Below are 18,889 nucleotides of genomic sequence, written 5' to 3'. Positions count from 1 at the left end.
GTCAGATCAATCCTCAACTGCAAAAGATATTGGACGACTTTGCCCAAAATTCGCTCCCCAACGGCAAAAACTCGAACGAATACCGCAACCTGATTGCCACCATAACGGCATCACCCGTATTGACCGAACGTCTCAATACGGCGGCGGAAAAGGGCTATTTGGACGAACTGGCGGTCAGCAAAAATCCGAATGCCGGCGCCAGCTATAATGCCGAAGAAAAACGGATTTCGATCCATCTCAGAATGCTGCAATCTCAGGACAAACAGAAACCCTTTGTCTTCCAGCTCGGTCATGAAATCCAGCACGGTTTTTTTTACTACGAACAGGGACATAAAGAAACGGAAAACCGGGTGCTTGCCAAAGTCGACAAAATTGCGGAAAGCGATGCCAAGCGCAAAGACTATACCAAGCCACTGAAAGATTTGCAGGATGCCGAACGCAAAGATGAGGCGTTGGCAATGATTGCGGGCTGGAATGCCGTCGTCAGCTATGAACAGAAACAGCAAGGGAAAACCAAGCTCAGCCTGCAAGAAGTTGTCGGGGACGGATTCGGATACGAGCAGTATTTTTTAGATGAAACTGCACTTGGAAATAAAAAGATTATCCCTACCAAAGGGCTGAAATTCAATCCCGATATGACTGTCTCCGACAGCCAAAAAGAAATCCTTGCCCGTACCTATTACGATCAGTCGCCCGAAGAAGCTCGGTTAGGGCCGCACGGCGAATCGGACTACCGCAACAGCTACGCGACGCGCGTCATCGGCTATATCGTACGCAAGCATAACGAACACGACCCAAAAGCCGAGCTGGTCATCGATATGAAGGGGCTGGGCTTGGACGAGCGCCTGATCGAGCGCAACGGCCTGAATCTGGGGGCAGAAAACCGCCGCGGAGTGTATTACGACAAATCCAACCCTAAAACGCCGCAATATTTCGATCACACCGCAAGCGGCGCCAACCGGTTCGAACATGTGCCGATCACCCGCCCCAAAGCTGAAGATCCGTTCCAAGCTATGATGTCGCGCTATCAAAACGTGTTGGATGCTTATGAGCGCAACGACCGCCATGCCGTCCGAAACTCAACGGAGGAACTGATTCGCGGCAATCCCGACGTCAGGCAGTTGTGGGATGGGTTGCACGAAGCCGAAGCGCAAAACCGCCGGCAGTACGAACGCGAAAACTACCTGTATTCCCTAGACAATATGCCCGAGCAGGCGCAGAAACTCCATGCACAGATCACAGACAAGTTTACTGCCTACATCAAAGAACACCATCTTCCTTATTCCGAATACGGCATACGGAACAGCATTGCCGCGCTGACCGCCGAAGCCTATGCCCAAAAGCTGCCTGCCATCGAAGGTTTGGTCATTACCAAAGACAACCACCTTACCGTGATGCACGAAGATACGGCTTTTCTCAGAGTTGCCGAAGTTAATGCAGATAAGGCAATGCTGACCGGGCCGAAAGACAGTTTCAAAGACATGTTGCAAACCGAGCAAAACCTCCAATTCGAAGCCGAACAGCGCGAAATGGAAAGGCAGATGGAACGCTCGCGCAGTATGGTGATGAGTCGTTGATGTCGTCTGAAAAAATACGGCAAACGGCCGAATGGGAGTGAAAACAGATGAATATTGAAGAAAAACTGGAACAAATCGACCGTCTTGCAGGTATGGCAAGTGCCGTGCTGGCAAGGCAAAACGAGCAGGCACGCGGGGATTATCTGAATATCCGCCAAGAGCTTGAGTCTTTTATGATGCAGCACAAAAAAGAAATGGGCGGATTTGTCGAAGAAACCGTTAAAGGCAGATTGGATTCAGTGTTGGACGGTTACGTTGCCGAAATGGAGGAAGTGCGGGAAAAAATGGCCGAACAGACCAAAGCATTCAATACCTACCTGCACCAAGTCAATCAAACCAACCGGGGCATAGCGGTAAAACTTGCGACTGTTACTGCCGTTTGTGCGGCTTTGTCGGTTATCACCCTGGTTTCCGCTGCATGGATGTCATACGGTTACGGAAGCGATATTGCGAAAAAGAAAGAAGAGCTTACGACATTGGAAATAATTGGCAAGTCCGATATAGTCCGCTGCGGCGACAAATTGTGTGCGAAAACAGGAAAAGCAGGGCATAACGATTACAGAACCATTAATTTACGGTAGTTTTTAAGGGAAACGGAACAACTTATGAAATTTACTATCCTCCCGCCCGCCATGCTCGGTATTCTCGGCGGCGGACAATTAGGCAGAATGTTTACCGTTGCCGCCAAAACCATGGGCTACAAAGTAACCGTTCTCGACCCCGATCCGAACGCGCCGGCGGCGGAATTTGCCGACCGCCATTTGTGCGCGCCGTTTGACGACCCTGCCGCTTTGGACGAGTTGGCAAAATGCGCGGCGGTTACTACTGAATTTGAAAACGTCAATGCCGAAGCGATGCGCTTTCTGGCAAAACATACCAACGTTTCCCCCGGCGGCGACTGCGTTGCCATCGCGCAAAACCGTATTCAGGAAAAAGCGTGGATACGCAAAGCGGGGCTGCAAACCGCGCCATATCAAGCGGTTTGCCGTTCAGACGACATCAGCGAAGAAAGCGCGCAATTTTTGCCCGGCATCCTGAAAACGGCTACTTTGGGCTACGACGGCAAAGGGCAAATCCGCGTCAAAACGGTGGACGAACTCAAAGCCGCGTTTGCCGAACACGGCGGCGTGGATTGTGTTTTGGAAAAAATGGTGGATTTGCGCGGCGAGATTTCCGTTATCGTATGCCGTCTGAACGATGAAAACGTGCAAACCTTCGACCCCGCCGAAAACATCCACGAAAACGGCATCCTCGCCTATTCCATCGTCCCCGCGCGGCTGAGTGCCGACGTGCAACAACAGGCACGGCAAATGGCGCAACGCTTGGCGGATGAGTTGGATTATGTCGGCGTATTGGCGGTGGAAATGTTCGTCGTCGGCGACACGCACGAATTGGTCGTCAACGAAATCGCCCCGCGCCCGCACAATTCCGGCCACCATACGATAGATGCCTGCGCCGCAGACCAGTTCCAGCAGCAGGTACGCATTATGTGCAACCTGCCACCTGCCGATACCAAGCTGCTTTCTTCATGTTGCATGGCGAATATTTTGGGCGACGTTTGGCAGGAAGACGGCGGCGAACCGAATTGGCTGCCGTTGCAAAGCCATCCGAACGCGCACCTGCACCTGTACGGCAAAAAGGCCGCGCGGAAAGGCCGCAAAATGGGGCATTTCACCGTTTTGTCCGCCGATGCCGACACTGCTTTTGATGCAGCGGTGAAACTGCATCAAAGTTTATAATTTGCTGATTTTCAAAATGTTCAGACGACCTCAGAATCAATCAAGGTCGTCTGAAAGTTAGACATAACGTACCGAATCATGAGCCTGTTGACCATACTCCGTCCCGCCACAGTACAAGATTGCCAAGCCATCCATAATGCCCATCTTCATGCCGCCCAATTTGCCTGCATTAGAAGCTACGACGAGAACGTGCTTCAGGCATGGGAAGCACTGTTGGACACTGAAAGCTACCGCCATACCATTGACGATCCGGATAAGGCTTTGTGGGTGGTGGAATACAAAGGGGCCATCCGTGGATTTTTCCAAGTCGATTTTAAGGAAGCGCAATTAGACGCGCTTTATGTGCATCCGATTTTCCATAATCAAGGTTTGGGTACGGCATTGCTGAGGCGTGCCGAAGAGTTGGCGCATCATGCCGGATTGAGTTTTTTAAAACTTTATGCCTCGCTCAATTCCGTTCCGTTTTACCGCATCAACCGTTATGACTCTTTGGGTTCTGCGGTGTTGCAGTTGAATCGGGAAGTCAAAGTCGAATGCGAATTAATGCGTAAATACCTTTAGATACAACCGTCAATCATTTTTCCCGTTTTCAGACGACCTTGTTTGTAAAAGAGGTCGTCTGAAAATCATTTAGCGTTTCAGGTATCCATTTATGAAAACAGATTTCCAATCTACCCTTCAGGCCTTAGGAAAACAGGCGAAAAAAGAAGCGGAAGAAAAGGCTGCAGCAGAAGCGGCAGCTAAAAAGCAGGAAGCCGAAAATGCGGATTTTGCAAGCATGGTCGGGACGGTAACCCCGTTGAAACAAACTTCGCAATATTATTCTGCTCCACGCGATAAATCGCCGATAAAGCCGCGTCCGAAAGAAGCATCTTCATTAAATGAGGAAGATTATTTTTATATCGGCAACGGCGGTTGGGATGAGCCGCCTGCTTCGTTCAGTAAGAACGGGCAAGGTAAAAACGACCTGCAACGCCTGCGTAACGGCCATTATCCCGTCGTTGCCGATGTTGATTTGCACGGCTATACGCAAGAAGAAGCGCAACAGGTATTAAATGAGTTTATCGTGTTTGTCCAAAAGCGCGGCGTTTGTGCCGAAATTGTCCACGGCAGCGGACTGGGTTCGGCAGGCTATAAACCTGTTTTAAAAAATATGACGCGCCGTTGGCTGATGCAGCATCCGGATGTCCTTGCCTATATCGAACCTCGCGAGGGTAATGACGGCGCTGTCCGCATCCTTATCAAACGCCGGCATTCGGAGGAGCGGTAAAAAGGTCGTCTGAAATATAGCAGCAAAGCTATTTCAAAAACGGTTAAAAGGTTATTTCGGTTTTTTTCATTTTATTTTCGTTTTTGTGTTAAAAAAGAAAATTAAATGGGAAAAGTTTGATTGTTTTTGAATATATTAAATTGAAATTTGCTAGTTATACCGTTTGCTGATACGATTCGAAGCGAAGCAGATTCAAATAAATTCACCAGTGCGTCTTTTGTTTTTAATCCGGTTTTTAACTGATTGAAAAAATTTAGATTATCTAATTTTATTTGATTTGATTTTAGAAACTTTTCGTTTTTGTACATCAATTTTCGCAAACGAAAACATTAGGGGTATAACCCTCCGTCATTGAATAACACTCAACATAAGGATAGATACTATGTCCACCCAATTACACGATGTTGACCCGATTGAAACCCAAGAGTGGTTGGACGCGTTAAGCTCAGTTCTAGAATACGAAGGCAGCGAACGCGCACAATACTTGTTGGAGCATCTGGTTAAATACAGCCGCGACAAAGGCGTCCGTATGCCTCACGGCACAACCACCCCGTATTTGAATACCGTTTCGGTTGAAGACGAAAAAGGTATTCCGGGCGATCAAAACATCGAACACCGCATCCGTGCATTCGTGCGCTGGAACGCCGCCGCCATCGTATTGCGCGCCGGTAAAAAAGATTTGGAGCTGGGTGGTCATATCGCATCTTTCCAATCTGCCGCAACCATGTACGAAGTGGGTTTCAACCACTTCTGGAAAGCTAAAGGCGAAGGCGAAGAAGGTGATTTGGTATTCTTCCAAGGCCACGTTTCTCCAGGTATCTATGCCCGCGCTTTCGTTGAAGGCCGTCTGACTGAAGACCAACTGAACAATTTCCGTCAGGAAGTGGACGGACATGGTCTGCCTTCTTACCCGCATCCGCACTTGCTGCCTGATTTCTGGCAATTTCCGACCGTATCTATGGGTTTGGGTCCGATCATGGCGATTTACCAAGCCCGTTTCCTAAAATACTTGGAATCCCGCGGTCTGGCAAAAACCAAAGGCCGTAAAGTATGGTGTTTCTGCGGCGACGGCGAAATGGACGAACCCGAATCGCAAGGCGCCATCGCATTGGCAGCACGCGAAGGTTTGGACAACCTGATTTTCGTCATCAACTGTAACCTGCAACGTTTGGACGGTCCTGTCCGCGGTAACGGCAAAATCATCCAAGAATTGGAAGGCAACTTTGCCGGCGCCGGCTGGAATGTTGTCAAAGTCATTTGGGGCCGCCGTTGGGACCGCCTCTTGGCAAAAGACAAAGACGGTATCCTGCGCAAACGCATGGAAGAATGTTTGGACGGCGACTACCAAACTTACAAATCCAAAGACGGTGCGTACGTGCGCGAACATTTCTTCAATACCCCTGAATTGAAAGCATTGGTTGCCGATATGACCGATGACGAAATTTGGGCATTGAACCGCGGCGGCCATGACCCTCAAAAAGTGTACAACGCTTATGACCGCGCAGCTAACCATGCAGACGGCAAACCTACCGTAATTTTGGCGAAAACCATTAAAGGTTATGGTATGGGTGCTTCCGGTGAAGGTCAAAACGTTGCCCACCAAGCCAAAAAAATGGACAAGGCGTCTCTGAAACAATTCCGCGACCGCTTTGACATTCCGGTTACCGACGAGCAAATCGACAGCGGCGATCTGCCTTACCTGACTTTCGCTCCCGACAGTGAAGAGTACAAATACCTGCACGCACGCCGCGAAGCTTTGGGCGGCTACCTGCCTCAACGCAAGCCTACCCAAGAAGTTCTGGAAATGCCTGAGTTGTCAGCATTTGAGACTCAACTGAAATCCAGCGGCGACCGTGAATTCTCGACCACTATGGCATTTGTCCGCATTCTGTCTACTTTGCTGAAAGACAAAAAAATCGGCAAACGCGTCGTACCTATCGTTCCTGACGAAAGCCGTACCTTCGGTATGGAAGGCATGTTCCGCCAATACGGTATTTGGAATCCGAAAGGCCAACAATACACCCCGCAAGACAAAGACCAACTGATGTTCTATAAAGAGTCTGTTGACGGTCAAATCCTGCAAGAAGGTATTAACGAGCCAGGCGCGATGGCTGACTGGATTGCAGCGGCGACCAGCTATGCCAACAGCGACTTCGCGATGATTCCGTTCTACATTTACTACTCTATGTTCGGTTTCCAACGTGTCGGCGACTTGGCATGGGCTGCCGGCGATATGCACGCGCGCGGCTTCCTGTTGGGCGGTACTGCCGGCCGTACGACCTTGAACGGCGAAGGCCTGCAACACGAAGACGGCCACAGCCATATTCAAGCCGATTTGATCCCGAACTGCGTAACATACGATCCGACTTTCCAATATGAAGTGGCCGTTATCGTACATGATGGCCTGCGCCGTATGTACGTCAACCATGAAGACGTGTTCTACTACATCACCCTGATGAACGAGAACTACACTCATCCGGATATGCCCGAAGGCGTGGAACAAGACATCCTGAAAGGTATGTACTTGCTGAAAGCCGGCGGTAAAGGCGACAAGAAAGTTCAATTGATGGGTTCCGGTACCATCCTGCAAGAAGTGATTGCCGGTGCCGAGTTGCTGAAAGCCGACTTCGGCGTAGAAGCAGACATTTGGTCTTGCCCGTCCTTCAACCTGCTGCACCGCGATGCCATCGAAGTAGAACGTTTCAACCGCCTGCATCCGCTGGAAGCTGAAAAAGTGCCTTTCGTTACCTCACAACTGCAAGGTCATGACGGTCCGGTTATCGCCGCTACCGACTATATCCGCAGCTATGCCGACCGTATCCGCGCGTACATCCCGAACGACTATCATGTCTTGGGTACCGATGGTTTCGGCCGTTCCGACAGCCGTGCCAACCTGCGCCGCTTCTTCGAAGTGGACCGCTACAACGTTGCCGTGGCAGCATTGAGCGCATTGGCAGAACAAGGCAAAGTCAGCAAAGAAACCGTTCAACAAGCCATCGAAAAATACGGCATCAATGCCGACGTGGCGCCAAGCTGGAAACGCTAATCCTGCTTTCAGACGACCTCAAAGTCAATTTGCTTACGGGGTCGTCTGAATCAAGAATACGTTGACGGTTTGTATAACGGACAAACCTTGAATTACCGGGCAGCGGGCGCAAGTCGTGCAAAAGGTTCGAAGCGCAGAAAAGCTGTCTTGGAAATGGTTATCCGTGCCGGAAAACATAAGTGATGTCGTCTGAAACTGTTTTTCAGACGACATCAAACCGAAATCATCAAAGGAACTCAAATGAGTATCGTAGAAATCAAAGTACCCGATATCGGCGGTCATGAAAACGTCGATATCATCGCAGTAGAAGTCAAAGCGGGCGACACCATCGCCGTTGACGACACCCTGATTACACTGGAAACCGACAAAGCCACTATGGACGTACCTGCCGATGCAGCAGGGGTTGTGAAAGAAGTGAAAGTCAAAGTCGGCGACAAAATCTCCGAAGGCGGCGTGATTCTGACTGTTGAAACCGGTGCTGCCGCTGCGGAAGCCGCTCCGGCTCCTGCCGCTGAAGCACAACCTGCGCCTGCCGCTGCACCCGCTGCCGCTCCCGCAGGCGGCGCAACCGTTCAAGTAGCCGTTCCCGACATTGGCGGTCATACTGATGTAGATGTAATCGCCGTTGAAGTTAAAGTTGGCGACACCGTTGCCGAAGACGACACGCTGATTACTCTGGAAACCGACAAAGCGACTATGGACGTACCTTGTACTGCCGCCGGTGTCGTTAAAGCCGTATTCCTGAAAGTCGGCGACAAAGTATCCGAAGGTACTGCCATTATCGAAGTGGAAACCACCGGTTCTGCCGCCACTCCCGCTCCCGCGCCTGCTCAAGCCGCAGCCCCGGCAGCTGTACCTGCTCCGGCTGCCGCGCCTGCCGCCGCTCCGGCTCCTGTTGCCGCTCCTGCACCTGCCGCTGCCAAAATCGACGAAGCTGCTTTTGCCAAAGCACACGCGGGTCCTTCCGCACGCAAACTGGCGCGCGAATTGGGTGTGGATTTGGGTCAAGTCAAAGGTACCGGCCTGAAAGGCCGTATCATGGGCGATGACATTAAGGCCTTTGTGAAATCTGTAATGCAAGGCGGTGCGGCGAAACCTGCTGCTGCCGGCGCATCTTTGGGCGGCGGTCTGGACTTGCTGCCGTGGCCTAAAGTGGACTTCTCCAAATTCGGCAATGTCGAAGTTAAAGAGTTGTCCCGCATTAAGAAAATTTCCGGTCAAAACCTGTCCCGCAACTGGGTTGTGATTCCGCACGTTACCGTTCACGAAGAAGCGGACATGACCGAATTGGAAGAATTCCGCAAACAGTTGAACAAAGAATGGGAACGCGAAGGCGTGAAACTGTCCCCGTTGGCGTTCATCATCAAAGCCTCCGTTTCCGCGCTGAAAGCCTTCCCAGAATTCAACGCTTCTTTGGACGGCGACAATCTGGTTCTGAAAAACTACTTCAACATCGGTTTTGCAGCCGATACGCCGAACGGCTTGGTTGTTCCCGTCATCAAAGATGTAGATCAAAAAGGTCTGAAAGAAATCAGCCAAGAGCTGACCGAATTGTCTAAAAAAGCCCGCGAAGGCAAGCTCAAACCGCAAGAAATGCAAGGCGCCTGCTTTACCATTTCCAGCTTGGGCGGCATCGGCGGTACAGGCTTCACTCCGATTGTGAACGCACCTGAAGTCGCTATTTTGGGCGTGTGCAAATCCCAAATCAAACCGGTTTGGAACGGCAAAGAGTTCGCTCCTCGCCTGATGTGTCCGTTGAGCCTGTCCTTCGACCACCGCGTCATCGACGGTGCCGCCGGTATGCGCTTCACCGTATTCCTGGCGAACCTGTTGAAAGACTTCCGCCGCATTACCCTGTAATCCGAGCGTATTTCAGACGACCTTCGGCACACAACCCGACAGGTCGTCTGAAAACAGAAGTCCGAATATCATTCAGAAAGATTAGACATGAGCTTAGTTGAATTGAAAGTGCCCGACATTGGCGGACACGAAAATGTAGATATTATCGCGGTTGAAGTGAACGTAGGCGACACCATCGCCGTTGACGATACCCTGATTACCTTGGAAACCGACAAGGCGACGATGGACGTGCCTGCCGAAGTTGCGGGCGTGGTCAAAGAAGTCAAAGTCAAAGTCGGCGACAAAATCTCCGAAGGCGGCTTGATTGTAGTCGTTGAAGCCGAAGGTGCGGCTGCCGCTCCTAAAGCCGAAGCACCTGCTGCTGCTCCTGCGCAAGAAGCCCCTAAAGCTGCCGCTCCTGCACCGCAAGCGGCGCAATTCGGCGGTTCTGCCGATGCAGAGTACGACGTAGTCGTATTGGGTGGCGGCCCCGGCGGTTACTCCGCTGCATTTGCCGCTGCTGACGAAGGCTTGAAAGTTGCCATCGTTGAACGTTACAAAACTTTGGGCGGTGTTTGCTTGAACGTCGGCTGTATCCCTTCCAAAGCCTTGTTGCACAACGCTGCCGTTATTGACGAAGTGCGCCACTTGGCTGCCAACGGCATCAAATACCCCGAGCCTGAACTCGACATCGACATGCTGCGCGGCTATAAAGACGGCGTGGTTTCCCGCCTGACTACCGGTTTGGCAGGTATGGCAAAAGGCCGTAAAGTGGACGTTATCCAAGGCGACGGTCAATTCTTGGATCCGCACCACTTGGAAGTGTCGCTGACTACCGGCGACGTGTACGAGCAGGCTACGCCTACCGGCGAGAAAAAAATCGTTGCGTTCAAAAACTGTATCATCGCAGCGGGCAGCCGCGTAACCAAGCTGCCGTTTATCCCTGAAGATCCGCGCATCATCGATTCCAGCGGTGCTTTGGCTCTGAAAGAAGTACCGGGCAAGCTGCTGATTATCGGTGGCGGTATCATCGGCCTCGAAATGGGTACGGTTTACAGCACGCTGGGTTCGCGCCTCGACGTCGTTGAGATGATGGACGGCCTGATGCAAGGTGCAGACCGCGATTTGGTGAAAGTATGGCAAAAACAAAACGAATACCGTTTTGACAACATCATGATCAACACCAAAACCGTCGCAGTCGAGCCCAAAGAAGACGGCATTTACGTTACCTTTGAAGGTGCAAACGCACCGAAAGAGCCGCAACGCTACGATGCCGTATTGGTTGCCGCCGGCCGTGCACCTAACGGCAAACTCATCAGCGCCGAAAAAGCAGGCGTTGCCGTAACCGACCGAGGCTTCATCGAAGTCGACAAACAAATGCGTACCAATGTGCCGCACATCTACGCCATCGGCGACATCGTCGGTCAGCCTATGCTGGCGCACAAAGCCGTTCATGAAGGCCACGTTGCCGCTGAAAACTGCGCCGGACACAAAGCTTACTTCGATGCCCGCGTGATTCCGGGCGTGGCTTACACTGCTCCCGAAGTAGCATGGGTTGGCGAAACCGAATTGTCTGCCAAAGCATCCGGCCGCAAAATCACCAAAGCCAACTTCCCATGGGCGGCTTCCGGCCGTGCGATTGCCAACGGTTGCGATAACGGCTTCACCAAGCTGATTTTTGATGCCGAAACCGGCCGTATCATCGGCGGCGGTATCGTTGGTCCGAACGGCGGCGATATGATTGGCGAAATCTGCTTGGCCATCGAAATGGGCTGCGACGCTGAAGACATCGGCAAAACCATCCACCCGCACCCGACCTTGGGCGAATCCATCGGTATGGCTGCCGAAGTGGCGCTGGGTACTTGTACCGACCTGCCGGCTCAAAAGAAAAAATAAGTGTATTCAGTCAGTTGAATTAAACTGCTGATATTGCATTTATTAGGCAAAGGTCGTCTGAATCTTTCAGACGACCTTTTCGTCAAACAGAATATTGTCAGTGATAGTGATTTCATTAACGATATAGTGGATGAACAAGAATGCGTGCCTAAGCTCCAAGTGAGCCATTTAGTCATGCTTTAAAACAGCAAGCAAACGAGTTCGGCAGGATTGATACTGTCCGTGGCTTGTTTCATGCTTGTTTATCAACGATAAAAACAAACCGTTTAACGGTTGACCCCATACATTCAGAGGTCGTCTGAAACCATATTACAGATTTTCAGACGACCTTTCCCTAGTTTTATCAGATACAAGAAATGATTTATGAACGAAATAACTCCGGATTCTACCGTTCCTGAAGCGCACAAACGCTCCATCCGCAGCTTTGTGTTGCGTCAAGGGCATATGACTGCGGCGCAGCAGCGTGCCATTGATACGATGTGGCCGCAATTCGGCATCGATTATCAAGATTCCGTGTTGGACTTGAATCAGCGTTTCGGCAGCGACCGTCCCAAGGTGTTGGAAATCGGTTTCGGCATGGGCGTGGCGACTGTTGAAATTGCCAAGCGCCTACCTGATACTGACTTTTTGGCGATTGATGTACACGGTCCCGGCGTCGGCAACATTCTGAAATTGATTGAAGAAGAACACATCGGCAATATCCGTGTGATGCGGCACGATGCGGTCAAAGTGGTGGAAAATATGCTTTCAGACGACGTGCTCGACGGCATCCACATTTTCTTTCCCGACCCTTGGCACAAAAAACGCCATAACAAACGCCGCTTGGTGCAAACGCCGTTTGTGCAGAAACTGTTGCCCAAGCTGAAAGTCGGCGGCTATATCCATCTGGCGACCGACTGGGAAGAATACGCGCAGCAGATGCTGGAAGTGTTGAGCGGTTTTGACAATTTGCAAAATACCGCCGCCGATTACGCGCCTACGCCCGAATACCGTCCCGAAACGAAATTTGAAGCCCGCGGCAAACGCTTGGGGCACGGCGTTTGGGATTTGGTTTTCAAACGCATCAAATAAACCGATTGGAGAATCTCTCATGTTTACAGGTATCGTCCAAGGTGTCGGCGAAATCATCGCTATCCGCGAACCGTCCGCCGATTTCCGTACCCATGTCGTCAAGCTGCCCGATGGGATGACCGAGCATCTGCAAATCGGCGCATCCGTCGCCAACAACGGCTGCTGCCTGACCATCACTCAAATCGACGGTGATACGGTCAGCTTTGATTTGATGAAAGAAACCTTGGAAAAGACCAATTTAGGTCGTCTGAAAACAGGCGATGCCGTCAATCTCGAACGTGCCGCCCGTTTCGGTGATGAAATCGGCGGACACGCCATGAGCGGGCATATCATGACGACTGCGCAGATTACGCGGATAGAGCGCAGCGAGTTTAACCGCACGGTATGGTTTGTCCTGCCGCCCGAACTCAAACCTTATATTTTGAGCAAAGGCTTTGTCGGCTTGGACGGTTGCAGCCTGACCATAGGCGACGTTACCGAAACGGAATTCAATGTCCACCTGATTCCGGAAACTTTGACGCGCACTTTGTTTGGCAGCCGGAAAGAGGGCGACGTCATCAATATCGAAATCGATCCGCAAACCCAAGCCGTTGTCGATACCGTGATGCGCGTGATGGCGCAACAAAATCCTGCTATATCAGGACAATAGGAGCACATATGAAACTTGCCGCCTTTTTGCAAAAAGCCTATTCCGTTTTGGACCGTCTTGATTTGGTACTGCCCGAAAAACCCGGCAAAACCGACTGGAACGCTTTGGCTTACCGTTGGCACAGCGTCGGTAAAAAAGGGATTTTGGAGAGCCTGCCAAACCCGCATACATTCCCGCTTGACCGTCTGGCTGCCGTCGGGACGCAAACCGAAAGACTCAAACGCAATACCGAGCAGTTTTTGGCAGGCCGCTCTGCGAATAATGTTTTGATGAGCGGTTCGCGCGGAACGGGCAAATCCTCGCTGGTCAAAGCCCTGTTGCACGAATATGCCAAACAAGGGCTGCGTCTGATTGAAGTAGATAAGAGCGATTTGGTCAGCCTGCCCGCGCTGCTTTTTTTGCTGAAAGACCGTCCCGAAAAATTCATCGTATTCTGCGATGACCTATCGTTTGAAACCGGTGATGAAACCTACAAAGCCCTGAAAACCGCATTGGATGGCGGTTTGTCGCAAAGATGCAGCAACGTGTTGGTGTACGCGACCTCCAACCGGCGCCACCTTATGCCCGAATATATGGATGAAAACGGCGGGACAACGGGCATACGTGGCGAAATTCATCAAAAAGAAGCCGTTGAGGAAAAAATTTCCCTGTCCGACCGTTTCGGCTTGTGGTTGAGTTTTTATCCGTTCGATCAAAACGACTACCTCCAAGCGGTTGAAAATTGGCTGGGCGACTTCGGCGTGGATTTTGATGAAACGGCACGCAAGGCGGCGTTGCAATGGGCACAAATGCGCGGCAACCGCTCGGGACGTTCGGCTTGGCAGTTTGCGTGCGATTGGGCAGGGCGTTTGCCGGAACAACGGGTTTTGGATTGAGTTTTTGGAAAATAGGTCTGCCGTACTGAAATCTGCGGGAGGATAAGGGTAGGGAAAGCTTTTTCCGGTTCAATTTCTTCCGGCCGCATCGCTTTGAATCGCCATATCGTTTAAAAGGTCGTCTGAAACAGGATTTCAGACGACCTTTTTGTACGGACCAATCAGGAAAGCGATATGTCAGCGAAGGCAGGAAGAGAGCCAAATCTGGCGTTGGCGCGGATTGAGCAGGTGGTAAAAGCGGTGTTGGATTTCCAATTCTTCGACAGCGAAATCCATGCTTGACAAGTAGCGGGTTTCGACATAATCGCGGGCGTTGTTTTGATCGAAATTATCTGCCGCAAGGATTTTCATAATGACTTGGCGGCGGTTACGGTCTGTGCGGACGAGTTTGCGGTATGCCTTGTCCGATGCCTGTTTGTAATCATTGCGGATTCGGCGCAAAGCATTGTGTTGGTCTTGCGTCAGATTAAGGGAGCGGATGTCGCAATTGGCTTGAAAATCGTCCAGCTTGATATATTGGGGGCCGGCGTGCGCTTGACCGACAGCCGTCAGCAGCACAACCGATAATGCACAGAGGGGTAAATAAGATTTGAATCCGACAGACACAGCGTTTTCCTAGTTTCCGTAACCGCGCAAATATACCCGATTAGCGTGTGAAAGGCAGTATCCCTCCAGTTAACTTTTGTTAACTTCATATCTTTATTTTATTTCTGACAAAACATATCCTTAACCTATAATTATTTATGCATATGCTTACTTTTGTTAAATATTAATAATGCATAGTTAGTGTTGCGTGAGGCGTTGGTGGTAGAATATGAAAAATTATCCGTTTATCAAACCACACCATCCGACTGGATTTCTATGAACCACAATTTCCGTATTGCGCCCAGCATCTTATCCGCCGATTTTGCCCGTTTGGGTGAGGAAGTAACGAAAGTTATCGAAGCGGGAGCCGATTTGATTCATTTCGACGTGATGGACAATCATTATGTGCCGAATCTGACTTTCGGCCCTATGGTCTGCGCGGCGTTGAAGCCTTATGCCACCGTGCCGATTGATGTGCATCTGATGGTCGAACCCGTTGACGATCTGATTCAGGCATTTGCCAAAGCAGGGGCGTCGATTATCACGTTTCATCCCGAAGCCAGCCGCCATATCGACCGCAGCCTCAGCCTGATTAAAGATGCGGGCTGTCAGGCAGGATTGGTGTTGAATCCGGCCACTCCCGCCTACGTTTTGGAAAACGTATTGGACAGGTTGGACATGGTATTGCTGATGTCGGTCAACCCCGGTTTCGGCGGACAAAGCTTCATCCCGCACACCCTTGAAAAAATCCGTCAAGTGCGGGCGATGTTGGATCGGTACGAAGCGCAAAGCGGGCGGCACATCGCCATCGAAGTAGACGGCGGCATCAAAACCGACAATATCGCCGCCGTCGCGGCAGCGGGTGCCGATACTTTTGTGGCAGGTTCCGCCATCTTTGGCAAGCCGGACTATAAGGCGGTGATTACCGAGATGCGTGGACAACTGGCGCAACTTGGTTGAGTCGGCTTTGAGGTCGTCTGAAAACAAACGTAGTGGATTTTGCGAAAAGCAATATCATCATGTAGATATAGATTTTAAGGTTTTATTATGAAAAATTATTGGTTTCAAAAAAGTTTGAAATTTGTTGCGGCAGCGATTTTGGCAATCTCTCCGCTGGCTGTGTCAGCGCATGGGATGCATAAGCACAAACCTTTATCGTTGGAAGAATTGCCGGAAATCTGCCGTCAATATTTCGCACGCGCAGACGAGTGTTATAAAAAGGCAGGCAAGAAAGCCGATTTTCAACGCAACAATACAAAATTTTTATTTCAATCGCTGCCTGCGGCAGATTTGGGACAACGGCAACGTATGTGCCAAATTGCGATGGATTCTTTTAAAGAGAAAACAAGCAATCTCCATTGCGAATAGAGGATTGCCCATCTTTTTTCAGACGACTTTTGTATGAAAACAGGCTGCACAAAACTGTTTTGTATGGTAAAGTCTGCTTTTAATAACTCGGCGGTTTAAAGCCGTCATTCAGGGGCTGTTTGAATTTAAAATCAGATTTGTTGGAAACGCTGCATCGTTTGCGCGGCGTATTTCGAGAAGCGGGCTGTGTGTCCGTCTGGTTTTAAATTCAAGCAGCCCTTTGCGTTTGCAAAAACAGATAGAAGGTAGATTTCCATGCAATCTTGGCAGCTTCCCGAACATGTTGCCGATGTGTTGCCGACCAACGCCCGACAGTTGGAAAGCGCGCGAGAGCAGTTGTTGACTTTGTTCCGAGTGCACGGTTACGAGCTGGTACAGCCACCGCTGATGGAATACAGCCATTCCCTGCTGACGCACATTGACGCGGGTTTGTCTTTGAAAACCATTTTGGTGGTCGATCAGCTGAGCGGTCGGCAGTTGGGCATCCGCGCCGACATTACGCCGCAAGTGGCGCGTATCGATGCGCATCTTTTGTCCGCCAATCAAGGGATTAACCGTTTGTGCTACGCAGGCCCTGTGTTGCACGCGCGGCCGGAAGGTTTGCTCAATATGCGCGAACCTTTGCAGGCGGGGGCGGAGATGTATGGTTTCGCCGACATCCGGGCGGATATCGAACTGATTGACCTGATGCTCAAAAGCATGAAGATTGCCGATATGGGCGAGGTCTTGCTGTCGCTGGGTCATATCGGCGTATTCCGCGCTTTGTCCGATGCGGCGCATTTGGATGCGGAGCAGTCCGCAACACTGCTTGCGTTGATGCAGGATAAAGATACCGAGGCGGTCGAAGCGCAGGTTAAGGCTTGGAAGCTGGACGGTATGTGGGCAAAAGCATTTTCGCTGCTGCCGCGTCTGTATGGCGGACGGGAAGTGTTGTCCGCTGCGCGCGAACGATTGCCGGATTTGTCGGCAGTCGGCAGTGCGTTGGACGAATTGCAGGCAGTGTGCGACGCATTCCCGAATCAGAAAGTCCATATCGACTTATCCGAACTGCGCGTCGACAATTATCACACGGGCTTATTGTATGCGGCATACGGTTCCAATTTCCATGACGCGGTCGCACGGGGCGGGCGTTATGACGGATTGGGCGAATATTTTGGCCGTGCGCGTCCGGCAACGGGATTCAGTTTCGACTTGCGCAGCTTTATCGGACGTTTGCCCGCCATTGAGCGGCAGCCCGTCGTCTTGGTCAATGCGGAAGATGCCGAAGCGGCTCGCGAAGCAGTTGAAGCCCTGCGTGAACAAGGACAGTGTGTCGTTGTCGACTACGGTATCGGACACAATGCTTCGGAAGAGGTTGCAGGTCGTCTGAAAAAGTCGGACGGCGTTTGGCAGGTTGAGAAAATTTAAATACCCATTCATAGCGGATTAAAGGCAAATCAGGGTAGGGCGCAAAGCCGTCTTGGTTTGAAGTTGATTCACGATAATTTTTTAATATTAATAGGTTATATGGCTATGGCTAAAAATGTTGTAGTAATCGGCGCCCAGTGGGGCGATGAAGGCAAAGGTAAAATCGTCGACTGGCTGGCGGAAGAAACCAGCGGTGTCGTGCGTTTCCAAGGCGGCCACAATGCGGGTCATACTTTGGTCGTCGGCGGCAAGAAAACCATTTTGCGCCTAATTCCGAGCGGCATCCTGCATGAAAACTTGGATTGCTTCATCGGTTCCGGCGTTGTCGTATCCCCCGAAGCATTGTTGGGCGAAATCGACGAGTTGAACGCAGCAGGCGTGAAAAACGTCGAAGGTCGTCTGAAAATCGCCCCGACCTGCCCGCTGATCCTGCCTTACCACATTGCGCTTGACCAAGCCCGCGAAGCATCGCGTGGCAAAGGTAAAATCGGCACGACCGGCCGCGGTATCGGCCCAGCCTACGAAGACAAAGTGGCACGCCGCGCCATCCGCGTCGTCGATTTGCTGCATCCTGAAAAACTGCGTGAAAAACTGGATGCCGTCCTTGCCTATTACAATGTCCAACTGCAACATCTGCACAATGCCGATCCGGTTAAAGCGGAAGACGTGATGGCGGTTATCGAAAAAGTTGCGCCGCGCATTACGCCTATGATTACCGACGTATCCCGCGTGTTGAACGAGAAAAACAAAAACGGCGAAAAACTGCTGTTTGAAGGCGCGCAAGGCACGCTGTTGGACATCGATTACGGCACTTACCCCTTCGTTACCTCGTCCAACTGCCTCGCAGGAGCCGCTTCCGCAGGCGCGGGCGTAGGTCCGCAAATGCTGGATTATGTTTTGGGTATCGTCAAAGCCTATACCACGCGCGTCGGTTCAGGCCCGTTCCCGACTGAATTGTTCGACGAAGTAGGCGCAGGTTTGGCAGAACGCGGACACGAATTCGGCTCCGTAACCGGCCGCGCACGCCGCTGCGGTTGGTTTGATGCCGCCGCGTTGAAACGTTCCATTCAAGTCAACGGCATTTCCGGCATGTGTATCACCAAGCTGGACGTGATGGACGGCATTGAAACCATCAATATCTGCGTCGGCTACGAATTACCCGACGGCAGCAAAACCGACATCCTGCCTTGCGGTTCCGATGCGGTAGAAACCTGCAAGCCGATTTACGAAACCATGCCCGGCTGGAGCGAATCGACTGTCGGCGTGACAAGCTACGACGCATTGCCTGCCAATGCCAAAGCATATTTGAAACGTATCGAAGAAGTCTGCGGCGCACCGGTAGCCATCGTCTCCACTGGTCCTGACCGCGAAGAAACCATCGTTTTGCATCATCCGTTCGCATAATGCTTTGATTGTAAAAGGTCGTCTGAAAACTTGGGTTTTCAGACGACCTTTTTGTATTGATAACCGATTTACCGTCAATCCAAGCACTCTGATTGCGTTCAATCTTATCTTATAGTGGATTAACTTTAAGAGACCTTTGCAAAAAAGCCTTTCCCCCAACAGC

17 protein-coding genes are annotated in these 18,889 nt (G+C 51.1%); 15 read left to right on the top strand and 2 right to left on the bottom strand.

The features are described from left to right. The 6 genes from HMPREF2954_RS03865 to aceE all read left to right on the top strand — a co-directional run. On the top strand, nt 1-1,577 hold a 1,577-nt coding region (locus tag HMPREF2954_RS03865), incomplete at its 5' end, for a hypothetical protein (protein WP_070689009.1). A gap of 47 nt (nt 1,578-1,624) precedes the next feature. Beyond that, nucleotides 1,625-2,158 carry a hypothetical protein gene (locus tag HMPREF2954_RS03860; RefSeq protein ID WP_045075586.1) on the top strand — a complete coding sequence of 178 codons (534 nt, stop codon included), beginning with the start codon at nt 1,625-1,627 and terminating at the stop codon, nt 2,156-2,158. Nucleotides 2,159-2,182: 24 nt separating this feature from the next. Then, complete coding sequence (locus tag HMPREF2954_RS03855; RefSeq protein ID WP_082054563.1) at nt 2,183-3,316, top strand: 5-(carboxyamino)imidazole ribonucleotide synthase; 1,134 nt, start codon at nt 2,183-2,185, stop codon at nt 3,314-3,316. A gap of 78 nt (nt 3,317-3,394) precedes the next feature. Continuing rightward, a complete protein-coding gene (locus HMPREF2954_RS03850) occupies nt 3,395-3,877 on the top strand; it encodes a GNAT family N-acetyltransferase (RefSeq protein ID WP_045075584.1) in 483 nt (160 codons plus the stop codon). Between the two features lie 91 nt (nt 3,878-3,968). Then, nucleotides 3,969-4,586: a Smr/MutS family protein gene (locus tag HMPREF2954_RS03845; RefSeq protein WP_045075582.1), complete on the top strand. Its 618-nt coding sequence runs from the start codon at nt 3,969-3,971 to the stop codon at nt 4,584-4,586. A 382-nt stretch (nt 4,587-4,968) separates the two neighbouring features. Beyond that, nucleotides 4,969-7,632: a pyruvate dehydrogenase (acetyl-transferring), homodimeric type gene (aceE, locus tag HMPREF2954_RS03835; RefSeq protein WP_045075579.1), complete on the top strand. Its 2,664-nt coding sequence runs from the start codon at nt 4,969-4,971 to the stop codon at nt 7,630-7,632. 33 nt (nt 7,633-7,665) lie between these two features. Here the strand turns inward: aceE and HMPREF2954_RS12875 are convergent, their stop codons facing one another. Further along, entirely contained in the window at nt 7,666-7,872 is a 207-nt protein-coding gene (locus tag HMPREF2954_RS12875) for a methionyl-tRNA synthetase (RefSeq protein ID WP_083313602.1), read from the bottom strand. Between HMPREF2954_RS12875 and aceF the strand changes: the two genes are divergently transcribed. The 5 genes from aceF to HMPREF2954_RS03810 all read left to right on the top strand — a co-directional run bounded on the left by aceF (nt 7,873) and on the right by HMPREF2954_RS03810 (nt 13,962). Continuing rightward, entirely contained in the window at nt 7,873-9,492 is a 1,620-nt protein-coding gene (aceF, locus tag HMPREF2954_RS03830; RefSeq protein WP_070689008.1) for a dihydrolipoyllysine-residue acetyltransferase, read from the top strand. 87 nt (nt 9,493-9,579) lie between these two features. Continuing rightward, entirely contained in the window at nt 9,580-11,367 is a 1,788-nt protein-coding gene (gene lpdA, locus HMPREF2954_RS03825; protein WP_045075575.1) for a dihydrolipoyl dehydrogenase, read from the top strand. Between the two features lie 363 nt (nt 11,368-11,730). Beyond that, nucleotides 11,731-12,438, top strand: a complete 708-nt coding sequence (trmB, locus tag HMPREF2954_RS03820) for a tRNA (guanosine(46)-N7)-methyltransferase TrmB (RefSeq protein WP_045075572.1) — start codon at nt 11,731-11,733, stop codon at nt 12,436-12,438. Nucleotides 12,439-12,457: 19 nt separating this feature from the next. Then, nucleotides 12,458-13,087 (top strand): riboflavin synthase, encoded by a 630-nt coding sequence (locus HMPREF2954_RS03815; RefSeq protein WP_070689007.1) that lies wholly within the window; start codon nt 12,458-12,460, stop codon nt 13,085-13,087. Between the two features lie 8 nt (nt 13,088-13,095). Beyond that, complete coding sequence (locus HMPREF2954_RS03810) at nt 13,096-13,962, top strand: ATP-binding protein (protein WP_045075569.1); 867 nt, start codon at nt 13,096-13,098, stop codon at nt 13,960-13,962. Nucleotides 13,963-14,139: 177 nt separating this feature from the next. On the opposite strand, the gene HMPREF2954_RS03805 is transcribed toward HMPREF2954_RS03810, so the two are convergent. Continuing rightward, complete coding sequence (locus HMPREF2954_RS03805; RefSeq protein ID WP_420915910.1) at nt 14,140-14,520, bottom strand: Spy/CpxP family protein refolding chaperone; 381 nt, start codon at nt 14,518-14,520, stop codon at nt 14,140-14,142. Nucleotides 14,521-14,823: 303 nt separating this feature from the next. On the opposite strand from HMPREF2954_RS03805, the gene rpe reads away from it, so the two are divergent. The 4 genes from rpe (at nt 14,824) to HMPREF2954_RS03785 (ending at nt 18,726) form a co-directional block, all read left to right on the top strand. Next, nucleotides 14,824-15,507 (top strand): ribulose-phosphate 3-epimerase, encoded by a 684-nt coding sequence (rpe, locus tag HMPREF2954_RS03800; RefSeq protein WP_045075563.1) that lies wholly within the window; start codon nt 14,824-14,826, stop codon nt 15,505-15,507. Between the two features lie 87 nt (nt 15,508-15,594). Next, nucleotides 15,595-15,915 carry a hypothetical protein gene (locus HMPREF2954_RS03795; protein WP_039407404.1) on the top strand — a complete coding sequence of 107 codons (321 nt, stop codon included), beginning with the start codon at nt 15,595-15,597 and terminating at the stop codon, nt 15,913-15,915. A gap of 255 nt (nt 15,916-16,170) precedes the next feature. After that, entirely contained in the window at nt 16,171-17,322 is a 1,152-nt protein-coding gene (locus HMPREF2954_RS03790) for an ATP phosphoribosyltransferase regulatory subunit (RefSeq protein ID WP_070689006.1), read from the top strand. Nucleotides 17,323-17,427: 105 nt separating this feature from the next. After that, nucleotides 17,428-18,726 carry an adenylosuccinate synthase gene (locus tag HMPREF2954_RS03785; RefSeq protein ID WP_045075558.1) on the top strand — a complete coding sequence of 433 codons (1,299 nt, stop codon included), beginning with the start codon at nt 17,428-17,430 and terminating at the stop codon, nt 18,724-18,726. Nucleotides 18,727-18,889: the final 163 nt, after the last annotated feature.

Origin of the sequence: Neisseria sp. HMSC067H09 (assembly GCF_001814135.1) — a bacterium.
Classification (GTDB): Bacteria; Pseudomonadota; Gammaproteobacteria; order Burkholderiales; family Neisseriaceae; genus Neisseria.
This window is presented reverse-complemented; position numbering and strand designations above follow the sequence as displayed.